The sequence below is a fragment of the Flavobacterium sp. XS2P24 genome (assembly GCF_030010285.1).
Classification (GTDB): Bacteria; Bacteroidota; Bacteroidia; order Flavobacteriales; family Flavobacteriaceae; genus Flavobacterium; species Flavobacterium algoritolerans.
On the sequence record NZ_JASCRU010000004.1, the window covers coordinates 25,817 to 39,508 of the forward strand.

Annotated in this window: 13 protein-coding genes; 9 read left to right on the plus strand and 4 right to left on the minus strand. The window is 33.9% G+C overall.

Translation table 11 applies throughout. From position 1 onward, the window contains the following. Positions 1-18: 18 nt before the first annotated feature. The 4 genes from QLS31_RS04505 to QLS31_RS04520 all read right to left on the minus strand — a co-directional run bounded on the left by QLS31_RS04505 (position 19) and on the right by QLS31_RS04520 (position 4,262). On the minus strand, positions 19-780 hold the full coding sequence (locus QLS31_RS04505; RefSeq protein ID WP_099713278.1) for a rhomboid family intramembrane serine protease: 762 nt from the start codon (positions 778-780) through the stop codon (positions 19-21). Then, positions 777-2,618 carry a DNA mismatch repair endonuclease MutL gene (gene mutL, locus QLS31_RS04510; RefSeq protein ID WP_121341104.1) on the minus strand — a complete coding sequence of 614 codons (1,842 nt, stop codon included), beginning with the start codon at positions 2,616-2,618 and terminating at the stop codon, positions 777-779. Before mutL ends, QLS31_RS04505 begins: the two co-directional genes overlap by 4 nt. 188 nt (positions 2,619-2,806) lie before the next feature. Next, positions 2,807-3,382, minus strand: coding sequence for a 6,7-dimethyl-8-ribityllumazine synthase (gene ribH, locus QLS31_RS04515; protein WP_099713280.1), 576 nt, complete (start codon positions 3,380-3,382; stop codon positions 2,807-2,809). Positions 3,383-3,488: 106 nt separating this feature from the next. Beyond that, complete coding sequence (locus QLS31_RS04520) at positions 3,489-4,262, minus strand: tetratricopeptide repeat protein (RefSeq protein WP_282742895.1); 774 nt, start codon at positions 4,260-4,262, stop codon at positions 3,489-3,491. 232 nt (positions 4,263-4,494) lie between these two features. Between QLS31_RS04520 and QLS31_RS04525 the strand changes: the two genes are divergently transcribed. From QLS31_RS04525 to QLS31_RS04565, 9 genes are all read left to right on the plus strand, one after another. After that, the gene (locus QLS31_RS04525; RefSeq protein ID WP_282742896.1) at positions 4,495-5,574 is read left to right on the plus strand and encodes a DNA replication/repair protein RecF; all 1,080 of its coding nucleotides are present in this window, start codon (positions 4,495-4,497) and stop codon (positions 5,572-5,574) included. A 78-nt stretch (positions 5,575-5,652) separates the two neighbouring features. After that, on the plus strand, positions 5,653-6,351 hold the full coding sequence (locus QLS31_RS04530) for a thioredoxin domain-containing protein (protein ID WP_282742897.1): 699 nt from the start codon (positions 5,653-5,655) through the stop codon (positions 6,349-6,351). Between the two features lie 7 nt (positions 6,352-6,358). Further along, complete coding sequence (locus QLS31_RS04535) at positions 6,359-7,030, plus strand: DUF2461 domain-containing protein (RefSeq protein WP_282742898.1); 672 nt, start codon at positions 6,359-6,361, stop codon at positions 7,028-7,030. Between the two features lie 15 nt (positions 7,031-7,045). Then, complete coding sequence (locus QLS31_RS04540) at positions 7,046-8,113, plus strand: glycosyltransferase (RefSeq protein WP_282742899.1); 1,068 nt, start codon at positions 7,046-7,048, stop codon at positions 8,111-8,113. Between the two features lie 2 nt (positions 8,114-8,115). Next, a complete protein-coding gene (gene asnB, locus QLS31_RS04545) occupies positions 8,116-9,963 on the plus strand; it encodes an asparagine synthase (glutamine-hydrolyzing) (protein ID WP_282742900.1) in 1,848 nt (615 codons plus the stop codon). Positions 9,964-10,011: 48 nt separating this feature from the next. Continuing rightward, entirely contained in the window at positions 10,012-11,025 is a 1,014-nt protein-coding gene (gene murB, locus QLS31_RS04550; protein ID WP_282711529.1) for a UDP-N-acetylmuramate dehydrogenase, read from the plus strand. A gap of 127 nt (positions 11,026-11,152) precedes the next feature. Beyond that, the gene (locus tag QLS31_RS04555; protein WP_282717756.1) at positions 11,153-11,767 is read left to right on the plus strand and encodes an FMN-binding negative transcriptional regulator; all 615 of its coding nucleotides are present in this window, start codon (positions 11,153-11,155) and stop codon (positions 11,765-11,767) included. An 86-nt stretch (positions 11,768-11,853) separates the two neighbouring features. Beyond that, complete coding sequence (locus tag QLS31_RS04560; RefSeq protein WP_282742901.1) at positions 11,854-12,960, plus strand: glycosyltransferase; 1,107 nt, start codon at positions 11,854-11,856, stop codon at positions 12,958-12,960. Then, positions 12,951-13,502: a sigma-70 family RNA polymerase sigma factor gene (locus QLS31_RS04565; RefSeq protein WP_099713290.1), complete on the plus strand. Its 552-nt coding sequence runs from the start codon at positions 12,951-12,953 to the stop codon at positions 13,500-13,502. The genes QLS31_RS04560 and QLS31_RS04565 overlap by 10 nt, the downstream gene beginning before the upstream one ends. The last annotated feature ends 190 nt before the right edge of the window (positions 13,503-13,692 follow it).

A 13,692-nucleotide genomic window follows, 5' to 3' on the forward strand; every position in this document is an offset into this window, starting at 1 on the left:
CTTAAAAGTATTGCGTTTTTAATTCCAACGGTTTTTATTGAACTGATTTTTTTTCCAATACCACATAATAATAAAACCGAACAAAGCACCACCAACGTGTGCAAAATGGGCAATTCCACCACCACCAAAAATTGATTTTCCAGAAATACCTAAATACAAGTCAACCAAAACTAAACCTGGTACAAAATATTTTGCTTTTATGGGCACAGGAATAAACATCAAAGCCAATTCAGCGTTAGGAAACATAAAAGCAAACGCCACTATCGTTCCGTAAATAGCCCCAGAAGCTCCAACTGCAGTACCAATATAAGCACCTGTGAAATTTTGAAAATCAGAAACAGATATAAATTGTTGCCATCTAGTATCTATTTTGCCTTCATTTAAAAGTTGTAAAATCTCTTGTTTAGGAAATCCATTAGCAATCAAAGTATTTAGACTATCTTGGAAGTAGTAATAATTAACTCCAGTATGCAACAACGCAGCGCCTAAGCCACAGGAAATATAGAAAAATAAGAATTTCTTGCTTCCCCACATTTGCTCTAAAGCAGACCCAAAAGAATACAACGCGAACATATTGAAAAAAATATGCATAAAGCCACCGTGCATAAACATGTGTGTCAATGGTTGCCACAATTGAAAATCAGGGTTTTCCGGAAAATATAAGGCTAATATTCTATACGCTGGATTTGTGGGATTAAAATCCCCTAAAGCAAGTGTACCTACAAAAAACAATATATTTATAATAATTAATTGTTTTACTGTCTCAGTTACGTTTCTCATAATGCAAATTTTTTATCTAAATCTTCCACACGCATCGTGATGAAAGTGGGTTTATGAAATGGGGAAACATTGGGGTCTTTACACGCAAAAAGTCCGTTGACCAAATTTTCCTGCTCTTTTTCTGTAAGGTGCGTTCCTGTTTTTACCGCTAAACTTTTGGCCATTGATTTGGCAATAGTATCATTCTGACTGAAACTGCTTTCAGGAATTCCATCCTGCAAATCACTCAATAATTGTTCTAAAACCAATGAAACTTCGCTTTCCGTTACATTTACCGGTATTCCCGAAATAACAATATGATCAGTGTTATTTTCTTCGAAAACAAATCCGGTATTCATCAACGAAAGTTGTAACTCAGCGATAAGATTCATTTCGCTTGACGAAAAAAACAAGTTCAAAGGAAATAATAACTGCTGGCTTGATGCCTGGTTCACTGTCATATTTACTAAAAACTGCTCATACAAAACACGTTGATGCGCACGTTGCTGATCGACAATTACCATTCCTGATTTAATTGACGAAACAATGTATTTTTTATGAATTTGATAGGTTTTATGAACAGAATGCTCTACTTCTTCATCATTAAATAAAGAGGAAGTCACTTCTTCATTTTCGAAAGTCATCTGCCCTATTTCATCCGTATCTTGTTTTAAACCTACGTATAAACTTTCCCAATTAGCCGTTGGTTCCGGTTTTCTGTAACTGGAAAATTGCTTGCTGGGTTTTTCTTCAGAGAAAGGATTAAAGTTGCCATCAACCTGAATCGTCGGCGTAGCACCTTCTAAATCTTTATAATGATACGGCGTATCTAAATTAGAATCCCGGTCAAAATCTAAAACTGGGGCTACATTAAATTGTCCCAAACTATGTTTTATGGAAGCTCTTAAAATAGCATATAAAGCATGTTCGTCATCAAACTTAATCTCCGTTTTAGTAGGATGAATATTGATATCAATAGTATTTGGCGGCACCGATAAATATAGAAAATAACTGGGTTGTGCACCATCTTTCAAGATTCCGTCATAGGCGGCCATAACCGCATGATGCAAATAACCGCTTTTTATAAAACGATCATTGACAAAGAAAAACTGTTCTCCACGATTTTTTTTGGCAAACTCAGGTTTGCTCACAAATCCTTGTATCGTCACAATTTCTGTTTCTTCCTGAACCGGAACTAATTTTTCATTGGTTTTACCTGAAAAAACATTGACAATTCGTTGTCGCAAAGTAGATGGCGGCAAATTAAACATTTCGCTGCCATTGTGATAAAAGGTAAAATGTATTTTTGGATGAGCCAAAGCAACACGTTGAAATTCATCAATAATATGGCGGTATTCCACCGTATCTGATTTCAGGAAATTACGTCGCGCCGGAATATTAAAAAATAAATTTTTGACAGCAAATGAAGTTCCTTTTGGTAAAACAGCAACATCTTGTGACACAAACTTACTGCCTTCAATGACAATGTGCGTTCCAAGTTCTTCTTGATCTTGCCTGGTTTTCATTTCCATATGGGCAATCGCCGCAATAGATGCTAGTGCTTCCCCACGAAATCCTTTAGTGTGCAAAGAAAATAAATCTTCTGCCTGACGGATTTTTGAAGTCGCGTGACGTTCAAAACACAAACGTGCATCGGTAACGCTCATTCCCAAACCATTATCAATCACTTGTACTAATGCCTTCCCTGCATCTTTAAGAATTAATTTTATATCTGTTGCTCTGGCATCAACTGCGTTTTCAAGCAACTCTTTGACAACTGAAGCTGGTCTTTGAACGACTTCTCCAGCAGCAATTTGATTGGCAACATGATCAGGAAGTAATTGAATTATACTCGACATTAAAAAAATGTTGTTTAAAGTTTAGCCCTTCGACTGCGCTCAGGGTGACAATAGTTTATTATAAAAACAAGAAATACAAATTTAATGAATTTCTATTGGGAATGGTAGCTTATTTAATCATAAAAAAAACAAAAAACCTATACTATTTATGAGACAGTATAGGTTTAATAATTTGTATTTTTTATTATTTATTCCTTCAACTCTAAAGGTGTCCCTTCTTCTAATTGAATAGCTCCGGCAGACAATAAATGTTGGTTATCGATTTGATGTGACAACGAAGCCTGTTGACGAATATAGGCCATTTTGATAGCCGCAATAGCAGCTTCAGTACCTTTGTTACCGTGAATCCCTCCACTTCTATCAATAGATTGCTGCATGGTATTATCAGTCAAAACACAAAAAATAACCGGAATATCCGTTTGAACATTCAGGTCTTTAATTCCTTGAGTTACTCCTTCACACACAAAATCAAAATGCTTGGTTTGCCCTTGAATTACACATCCAATAGCAATGACAGCATCAACATTTTGTGTTTGCAACATTTTCTTTGAACCATATATAAGTTCAAAGCTTCCAGGAACATTCCAGCGAATAATATGCTGAGCAGGAACTTGGTTTTCTAAAAGGGCTTCAATAGCACCTCTATAAAGTCCTTCAGTTATAGCATCATTCCATTCTGAAACAACAATCCCAAAGCGAAAATCTTTCGCGTTTGGGATTGAATTTTTATCGTACTCGGATAAGTTTTTATTTACGGTAGCCATTTGATTTTAGAATTTTGATTTTAAAATTTTGATTTCAGATATTAAAGATAGCATTTTGAAATCAAAATTCTACAATCTTAAATCACCAATCTTATATCATTTTTTACTATTGTGCTAATCCTATCAAAACGTCAACTGAAGCAGCCTCTGGAGTTCCTTCAAAATTGTCTTTAATGTCTGTAAAATATTTCAAAGCATCTGCTTTATTTCCTAATGCCAAAGCTGTTTTCCCAGCTTTCAATAAGAAACGTGGTGTAGTGAAATCATTTTTATTTGATCCAGCAGCTTTTATGTAATTTTCTAAAGCTTCTTTCGGTTGGTTCTTTTGAGAATAAGCATCTCCAATTGCTCCTTTTGCCAATGCTCCTAAAACAATATCATCTGATTTAAATTTACTTAAATAATCAATCGCCTCAGTATATTTTCCTGTGTTCAAATACGCAATTCCAGCATAATAATTAGCTAAATTTCCTGCATCAGTTCCAGAATATTCATCAGCAATTTTCAAGAATCCAAATTTACCTTCAGAACCATTCAAAGACAATTTATATAATGAGTCACTTGCTACTCCATCAGTTGCTTTTTGGAAATTTTGTTGTGCTAAAAACATTTCATTCGCTGCTTCCTCTTGTTGTGGTGCAGCAACGAATCTTTGGTATCCTAAATAACCAATTGTAAAAATAGCGGCAGCGGCAACTAAACCAATAATAACTTTTTGGTTTTTAGCTACCCAATCCTCAGTTTTTGAAGCTGTTTCGTCTAATGTTGAAAAAACACCAGCTGTTGTGCTGTCTTTTTCATCAATTTGTACTGCTTCAACCGCGTCATTTACTTCTTTTTCTTTTGGTGCTTTATATCCTCTTTTACTGTAAGTAGCCATTTATTTTTAATTTAGTGAATCGCAAAAATAAAATTTTTATTCAAACCGACATAAAAAATATGCTTTTATATTCAAAAAAAATATTATAGGAGGTTCTTTCTTTCCAAAGGAAAAATAATTTTCATAGAAAAAATCTAAAAGCCATTTTTATCGATATTTTTCAATAATTTGCACACACTTTGAAAAACCCGTTTAAAAACATCAAAGTTCTCAATACCAGCAAGCCTTACAGATGTATTTAAAAAAGATTTCATTATTCAATTATAAGAATTTTTCGGAAGCAAATTTCGATTTTGACAGCAAAATAAATTGTTTTGTAGGCAAGAATGGTATTGGAAAGACAAATGTGATTGATGCAATCTATCATTTATCGTACGGAAGAAGCTATTTCAATCCATTAGCGGTTCAGAATATTAAACACGGTGAAGAGTTCTTTGTGATTGATGCTGAATTTGAAAAAAACGAAAGAAATGAACAAATTCTTTGCAGCCTAAAAAAAGGGCAAAAAAAGATATTGAAACGCAACGGAAAAGCCTACGACAAATTCTCAGATCACATTGGTTTTATTCCTTTGGTCATCATTTCTCCTGCCGACAGGGATTTAATTGTGGAAGGCAGCGAAACCAGAAGAAAATTCATGGACAGCGTGATTTCGCAACTGGATTCCCATTATTTACAACAACTCATTCAATATCAAAAAGTAATGAGTCAGCGCAATGCATTGTTGAAATATTTTGCATTGAACCATGTTTTTGACAACGATACGCTATCTATATATAATGAGCAACTTAATGGTTTTGGAGATTATATTTTCAAAAAAAGAAAAGAATTTATAAGTGAGTTCATTCCTATTTTCAACACACATCATCAAGCCATAACCGGCTCACAAGAAACGGTTCAACTGGTATATGAAAGTCATTTATTCGAAAAAGACTTATTGACTTTGTTACAGGAAAATATCAACAAAGACAGAGCTTTACATTATACAAGTGTAGGAATTCACAAAGACGATTTAGCATTTGAAATAGACCAACATCCAATTAAGAAATTTGGGTCTCAAGGACAGCAAAAATCATTTCTAATCGCTTTAAAACTGGCTCAATTTGAGTTTCTAAAAAAGCAAAGCGGTGTGAAACCCATTTTACTTTTTGATGATATCTTTGATAAATTGGACGAAAGTCGCGTTTCCAAAATCATAGAAATGGTCAACAGTGATACTTTTGGTCAACTTTTTATTTCAGATACACATCCGGAACGTACTGAAGCCATTGTAAAATCGACACATCAGACGTATAAAATTTTCAACTTATAACTTTTATTTAGTAATTTATACGGTTCGAAAATTGAAAAATTACCTATTTTAGCGTATTCAATTTTAAACTCGATTACAATGAAATTTAATTCAATATTCTTGGCAATCATATGCTTTGTTGTTTTATCCTGCAACGGACAAAATTCCAAAGAAATCAAAACTATTGATTCAAAAGCGTTTGCCGAAAAGATAGCTGCAACTCAAAATCCACAAATTCTGGATGTAAGAACTCCTGAAGAATTCACATCTGACCATATTGACAATGCTAAAAATATAAATTGGCTTGGAACTACTTTTGTTTCCAATGTAGAAAAACTGGACAAATCACAACCCGTTTTTGTGTATTGCAAAAGTGGCGGAAGAAGTCAGAAAGCGGCTGAAAAACTAAATGAATTAGGTTTTAAAACTATTTATCAACTAGACGGAGGAATGTTAAAATGGGACACTGCCGGTCTTTCAAAACCAAGTGCTACAATTATAGGTCTATCCGTTCCGGAATACAACAAACTATTAAATTCAGATAAAAAGGTACTGATTAATTTTTATGCTGAATGGTGCGCTCCCTGCAAAAAAATGACTCCTTATGTTCTGCAAATGCAAAAAGATTTAGCAGACAAAGTGACTATCATTCGATTGGATGCCGATAAAAATAAAACCTTAATTTCTGAAATGAAAATCAGTGAACTTCCTACTTTATTATTGTATGACAAGGCAGCAGTAAAATGGAAACATTCTGGTTTTATAAGTGAGGCCGATTTAAAAAAACAACTACAATAGCTACAAGATGCTTTCAAAAGGTACACTACAATTTCTGGATGATTTAAAAGCCAACAATAATAGAGATTGGTTTTTGGAAAATAAAAAACGCTACGAAGCGGTCAAGAAAGACTACCAACAATTAGTTGGGAATTTTCTAGATGCCATGAAACCGCTCGATCCATCGCTGGAAATGTTGGAAGTAAAAAATTGCACTTTTAGAATCAATCGTGACATTCGGTTTTCTAAGGACAAAACTCCTTATAAATCGCACTTAGGCGTTTGGCTTTCTTCGGGAGCAAAAGGCATGAATCGCTCAGGTTATTACCTTCATTTAGAAAAAGGAGCCAGTTTTATTGCCGGTGGATTGTATTGCCCCGAAGCGGTAGATTTGAAAAAGATGCGTAAGGAAATTGCTTATTTCCATGATGATTTAGAAGCTATTCTTAACGAAAAAAATTTCAAAAGAGAATTTAAAGATTTTGATAGAAATGAAAAGGATACGCTGAAAAATCCACCACGAGGATACGAAAAAGAACATCCTGCTATTGAATTTTTAAAATTGAAAAGTTTCGAATGTTCTCAAAGAATTGATATCTCCGAAGTAACAAAAAAAGATTTTGTTGCTACAATGAGTAAAAAATTGATTGCGCTTAAACCATTGAACGATTTTATAAATCGAGCTTTAACTTCTGAGTAATTATAATTTTCACTGATGAAAAAAAAGAAAATACTTTTTCTGGGAGAATCCTACAGAGCCGATGCCATCACTTGGATGAACGGTCTGAAGGAATTTGGTAATTTTGAAATCATTACTTGGGAATTAAAAACACCTAGCAATTGTATTCATAACCGAATTTTAAGGATTTTCGAATTCGAATTGGCTATTTTTAAAATCAAGAAAATAATAAAAACCCAACAACCGGATATGGTAATTGCGGAAAGAACCACCAGTTATGGCTTTCTTGCTGCATTATCCGGCGTAAAACCTGTTGCAATTGCACAACAAGGCAAAACCGATTTATGGCCTGAAAAATCGATTTCATTACCCTTAAAAAGACTCATTCAGAATTACGCTTTCAAAAAAGCAGATTTAATTCATGCTTGGGGACCCGTGATGACTATTTCTATGCTGGAAGCCAATGTAGATATGAATAAAGTTTTGGTTTTACCAAAAGGAATTGATCTGACTAAATTTGGGAATCAAAACAACGCCAATCCAGAAAAAATTTGTGCCATAGTCACTCGTTCTTTATTACCGGAATACCGTCATGATATTATTTTAAAATCGTTTGCAATTTTAAACCAAAAGGGAATAGATTTCGTACTTACCATTATAGGAGATGGATCACAACTTTCGAAATTAAAAGATTTAGCAAAAGATTTAGGTATCGAAAACAAAGTCAACTTTACAGGAAGAATTCCAAATACTGAATTACCAAAATTACTGCAACAATCTAATATTTATATTAGTATGCCAATAACAGAAGGCGTTTCGGCTTCATTATTTGAGGCTATGGCTACGAATTGTTATCCAGTAGTAACCGATATTGCAGGAAACCAGAGTTGGATTAAACACCGCGAAAACGGACAATTAGTTACAGTTGATGATTACAAAATGCTATCAGAAGAATTAATCTGGGCATTTGAAAACAATGAACACCGAAACGAAGCCGTTTTAAAAAATAGAGTATTTTTAGAAAAAAATGCAGATTACAACATAAATATGAAAATCATTGCCAATAAATACCACGAATTAATTAACACAAATAGCTCCAATTAACTATGTGTGGAATTAATGGAATCTTGCATTTACAATCACAAAAAAAAATTGACGAACGCGTTCTTGTAAAAATGCGCGATTCGCTGGAACATCGAGGTCCTGACGACGAAGGATTGTTTATAGAAAACAATATTGGTTTTGGACACAGAAGACTTGCAATTCTAGATGTTTCACTAACTGGGCACCAACCTTTCCTATCAGAAGATGGAAGATATGTGCTCGTTTACAATGGCGAAATCTACAATTTCAAAGAATTTTATCCAGAGTTAAAAAGCAATGGATTTGACATCAGAACTACTTCGGATACAGAGGTTTTGATGAAATTATTTCAATTGCATGGTTTAAAAATGCTCAACCGCCTCAACGGTATGTTTGCATTTGCTATTTGGGATAAATTAGAAAAAAAGCTAACTCTTGTTCGCGATAGAATGGGCGTTAAACCGTTATATTATTCTTTTTACAACGAGACTTTCTATTTCGCATCCGAGCAAAAAGCACTTTTCACGGCTGGAATTCCAATCAAAATGGCTCAGGACGGACTAGAAGAATATATTTTTAACCGATTTGTTGCCGGTGAAAACACGCTATATCAAAACGTAAAAAAAGTATTGCCCGGACATATTATGACCATTTATGAAGGTGGAAGAAACACTACCTACAAGTGGTGGAATTTAAAAAAAGAAATTCAAAACCAACCTGAAATAAAGAATCCGGTAGAATGGTTTCGAGAAACGTTTGATGATTCTATAAAAATGCGAATGGTAAGCGACGTTCCTGTGGGAGTCATGCTAAGTGGCGGACTGGACTCCTCTTCTATTTTAGCTTCACTGCACCATCAAAAATACAAAGACATACAAACTTTTAATATTGGTTTTAAAGAGAAAGAACACAACGAAGCACATCTAGCTAAAATGATGGCAGAGAAGTTTGATTATGGGTTTCAAACCATGCAATTAGAGGATAAAAATCTTTACGATCAGTTAATCAGTTCTACTTATTTTCAGGACGAACCGATTATGCATTTAAGCGAACCACACCTTTTAGCGGTTTCACAAATGGCTAAGCCTTCCGTAAAAGTGTTACTTTCTGGCGAAGGCGCCGATGAGTTGATGGGTGGTTATGTGCGCTACAAAGCCTTACAATATCCATCTTTATTGAATTCCATTGCTTCCATTGGGAATCTGGATGTTTTTACAAAACAACCACGGTACGAAAAGTTAACGCGTTACGCTCAAATCAATAAAAAATCTGATTTAGTAATCTATAATGGCTCCAATATTTTTCCCAATGATATTGCGGAGACTTTTGGAATTAATTCATCCCCAAACAACGAATACAGAAAAAAAATTTATAAAGAAGCAAAGTCATTATATCCTGGTAATTTGCGCCGTCAAGCACTTTATTTTGACCAACATACTTATTTATGTTCACTTCTGGACAGAAACGATCGTTGTACAATGGGCTCTTCCATTGAATGTAGGGAACCCTTTTTGGACCCGAGATTAATTATTGGATTAGGATCATTAGAAGACAAATGGCTTTTTACAGGAAAAAAATGGAAATTCATTCTAAAAAAAGCAATGGAAGAGCGTTTACCTGATGAAATTCTAAAATTCAGAAAAGTAGGTTTAAGCGCGCCTTGGGGAGACTACATAACAAAAAGTCCCGCTTTTAAAGACGAATTAGAATCTTTTACAAAAAGTGATTTATTTCAAATACCTTATTTTGAACATATAAATGTTAAAAAACTTGTTCAGAATTTACAAAAAGGGGAAGCTACGATGACTCCGTACATTATGCCATTGTTTATGATGCATATCTGGATGAAAACGTATCCAACTAAATTTTAATCCTTACTTTTGGTGCAGAATAAAACAATTCAAAAAGCACTTTCTTTTATGGAAATAGTACCTAATTTCTCTTTAAAAAAACACAATACTTTTGGCATTGAAGCCAAAGCAAAACAGTTCGTTGCCGCTCATTCTGTACAAGATTTAAAAACTATTTTACAAGAAAATAAAACGCAGCAAAAATTTATTTTAGGTGGCGGAAGCAATATGCTTTTGACAAAAGACATTGATGCACTTGTCATTCACATCGATTTAAAAGGCAAGAAAATCATTGAAGAAAATGATGATTTTGTCTGGGTTGAAAGCCTGGCTGGTGAAAGCTGGCATGAATTTGTGCTTTGGACCATCGACCAAAATTTTGGTGGCTTGGAAAACATGTCACTGATTCCTGGAAACGTTGGAACTACGCCAGTCCAAAACATTGGAGCGTATGGTACGGAAATTAAAGACACTTTTGTTTCCTGTGAAGCGATGACGATAGAAAAACAGGAAATGAAAACGTTCACAAAGGATGAATGTCATTTTGGATACCGAGAAAGCGTTTTCAAAAACGAAGTTAAAAATCAATATATCATTACATCGGTTGTTTTTAAATTGACAAAAATCAATCATAAAATCAACACTTCTTACGGAGATATTTCGTCTGAATTAGAAAAAAACAATATCACAAATCCTACTTTGAAGGACGTCAGTAATGCTGTAATTGCCATTCGACAAAGCAAATTACCCGACCCAAAAGAATTGGGAAATAGCGGTAGTTTTTTTAAAAATCCAATTTTATTGAAATCAGATTTCGAAAAAATTCATCAGCAATTTCCTGATATGAAATATTTCGATATTTCTGAAACCGAAGTAAAAGTTCCCGCAGGCTGGTTGATTGAGCAAGCCGGCTTCAAAGGAAAACGTTTTGGTGATGCCGGAATCCATAAAAACCAAGCTTTGGTTTTAGTGAATTATGGTAATGCTACCGGACAAGAAATTTTGAATGTTTCAAAAAATATTCAGGAGACTATTTTTAAAACGTTTGGCATTAACATTGAAGCCGAAGTGAATGTGATTTAGATTTTAACTGGCAGTGTTCAGTAGCAGTTTTCAGTTTAAAAAAAAAATCGAAATTACATATTAATTTCAGATTGTCAACAACAAAATAGTATTTCAAAACTCCTAAATCCTAATTTTTAAATTAAAGATGTACACTCCAGAAATCTACAAAAACGAGAATCAAGAAGAAATCAAAAAGTTTCTTCAAGAGAATAGCTTTGGTCTTTTAATCAATCAAACGAATGGGAAATTATGCGCCACACATATTCCTTTGGAACTGGACACTAATAAAGAAGGCAAGGATATTTTATACGGGCACATTTCTAAAGAAAACCCACAATGGAATGGTTTCATAGACAATGACCAAATTTTAGCAGTATTTTCAGGACCTCACAGTTATATATCTTCCTCTTGGTACGATCATGAAAATGTACCAACATGGAATTACATTGCCGTTCATGTGTATGGAAAAATCAAAATTATCGAAGGAGAAGCCGTCATTCAATCCTTAAAAAAGCTAGTCGATAAGTACGAACAAAATTCTGAAAATCCGGTTCGCGTAGAAGATTTATCTAAGAAAACCATGATGCAAACTCGTGGCATTGTAGCATTTGAAATTGAAATCACTGAGATCCAAGCTACGAAAAAACTATCTCAAAACAGGGACGAAAAAAATTATCAAAACATCATTTCTGAGTTAGAAAAAACCAATACAAATCAGTCCGTCGCTATTGCGAATGAGATGAAGAAATGCCCAATATAAATTCTTTTGAAATTCACAGATTGTATTTAACAATTCCCAATTCTATTCATACCTTTGCACTCGATTTAAAAACTCATTAAACTCAGATGCTTATACTAATTCTTTACTTTTTTATTTTTATTGTTGTTGTTCAAATTTCGTACTATCTAGGTGTTTTTGGAAAGTTTGCTTTCGCCAAAGCGCAGAAAATAACCCCAAAAAGAATTCCGATTTCGGTGATTGTCTGCGCCAAAAATGAAGAAGAAAATGTAGCTAATTTTATTCCTCTGCTTGCGGAACAAAACTATCCTGATTTCGAAATTGTTCTGATTGACGATGCTTCAAGTGACGCTACTTTGGATATATTTGAAGATTTTGAAAAGCAATATCCTAATGTTCGCTTGGTAAAAGTCGAGAACAACGAAGCCTTTTGGGGAAACAAAAAATACGCACTGACTTTAGGAATAAAAGCTGCAAAAAAAGAGTATTTATTATTCACAGATGCTGATTGTTACCCAACTTCAAGAGAATGGATAACAGCAATGAGTTCTCAATTTACCATGCAAAAAACTATTGTTTTAGGCTATGGTAAGTATGAAAAAATTCCTAATTCATTGCTGAATAAAATAATTCGTTTTGAAACTTTATTGACAGCAATTCAATATTTTTCATGGACAAAAATTGGACATCCTTATATGGGCGTCGGTAGAAATTTAGCCTATAAAAAAGAAGAATTTTTTAATGTAAATGGATTCATCGAGCACATGCAGATTCGTTCTGGTGATGATGATTTATTTATAAACCAAGCCGCAAAAGCAAAAAACACAACTATTTCCTATACACCGGAAAGCTTTACACTTTCTAAACCAAAAACAACCTACAAAGACTGGTTGACCCAAAAAAGAAGGCATATTGCTACGGCAAATTATTACAAACCGCTTGACAAATTACAGTTAGGAGCATTCTATTGTTCACAATTACTATTTATTTTACTGCCTATTCTATTATTAGCTTTTCAATTTCAATGGATATTAGTTTTAAGCTTAATCGCGTTACGTTATCTTGTGGCATGGATTGTGGTAGGATTTTCGGCGGGTAAACTTAAAGAAAATGATATTAAATTCTGGTTTCCTATTGTTGAAATAGTACTTATCTTAACACAAATCAATATCTTTATAACAAATATATTCTCAAAACCAGTACATTGGAAATAAACAAACAAATAGAAAAAGCAAAACAAGGCGATCAGGTTGCCTTTACTTTTCTATTGGATTATTATTGGAATGAAGTGTATGGTTTTATGCTCAAACGCACCGAAAATGAAACTAATGCCGAGGATATTACCATTGAAACATTCTCTAAAGCGTTTGATAAAATAGCCACATACAACTCGGAATTCCAGTTTAATACTTGGCTTATCGCTATTGCAAAAAATGTTCACATCGATTTATTACGAAAAAAAAAATCAAGTCTTTTTGTTGAAATTACTGATGAACAAGATCAGCAAGCCTACAATATTGCTGACACTACTCCATCAGCAGAAGATGAATTGATTACCGAACAGAACCTATCCAGATTACTGCAATTCATCAAAGAATTGAAACCACATTATCAAGAAGTGATTCAGTTGCGCTATTTTCAGGAAATGAGTTACCAGGAAATTGCCAATAAAATTGATGAACCTTTGAGTAATGTGAAGATTAAATTGCTTCGCGCCAAAAAACTTCTGGCAGAAATCATTCAAAATAAAAGGTAGTTTTTATTTTAAACAACATAACAAATCCCTTAGTAGTCAATCATTATATGCTTTAGGCACACCAGCATCAGGAAATCCATTTCAAATACAAATTGGATTTAAATATGCTTTTTAAATCCTACTTAAAATAATTTAATACAAGAGCAAGGCGCATTCATTGATTTGGATGCGCTTTTTTTATGAATTAACC

Bases quoted from the DNA above. Each gene is read 5' to 3' on its own strand.
- QLS31_RS04520 (WP_282742895.1), bottom strand. From the start codon at position 4,262: ATGGCTACTTACAGTAAAAGAGGATATAAAGCACCAAAAGAAAAAGAA.
- asnB (WP_282742900.1), top strand. From the start codon at position 8,116: ATGTGTGGAATTAATGGAATCTTGCATTTACAATCACAAAAAAAAATT.
- QLS31_RS04535 (WP_282742898.1), top strand. From the start codon at position 6,359: ATGCTTTCAAAAGGTACACTACAATTTCTGGATGATTTAAAAGCCAAC.
- QLS31_RS04505 (WP_099713278.1), bottom strand. From the start codon at position 780: ATGAGAAACGTAACTGAGACAGTAAAACAATTAATTATTATAAATATA.
- ribH (WP_099713280.1), bottom strand. From the start codon at position 3,382: ATGGCTACCGTAAATAAAAACTTATCCGAGTACGATAAAAATTCAATC.
- QLS31_RS04530 (WP_282742897.1), top strand. From the start codon at position 5,653: ATGAAATTTAATTCAATATTCTTGGCAATCATATGCTTTGTTGTTTTA.
- QLS31_RS04540 (WP_282742899.1), top strand. From the start codon at position 7,046: ATGAAAAAAAAGAAAATACTTTTTCTGGGAGAATCCTACAGAGCCGAT.
- mutL (WP_121341104.1), bottom strand. From the start codon at position 2,618: ATGTCGAGTATAATTCAATTACTTCCTGATCATGTTGCCAATCAAATT.
- QLS31_RS04555 (WP_282717756.1), top strand. From the start codon at position 11,153: ATGTACACTCCAGAAATCTACAAAAACGAGAATCAAGAAGAAATCAAA.
- QLS31_RS04525 (WP_282742896.1), top strand. From the start codon at position 4,495: ATGTATTTAAAAAAGATTTCATTATTCAATTATAAGAATTTTTCGGAA.
- QLS31_RS04560 (WP_282742901.1), top strand. From the start codon at position 11,854: ATGCTTATACTAATTCTTTACTTTTTTATTTTTATTGTTGTTGTTCAA.
- murB (WP_282711529.1), top strand. From the start codon at position 10,012: ATGGAAATAGTACCTAATTTCTCTTTAAAAAAACACAATACTTTTGGC.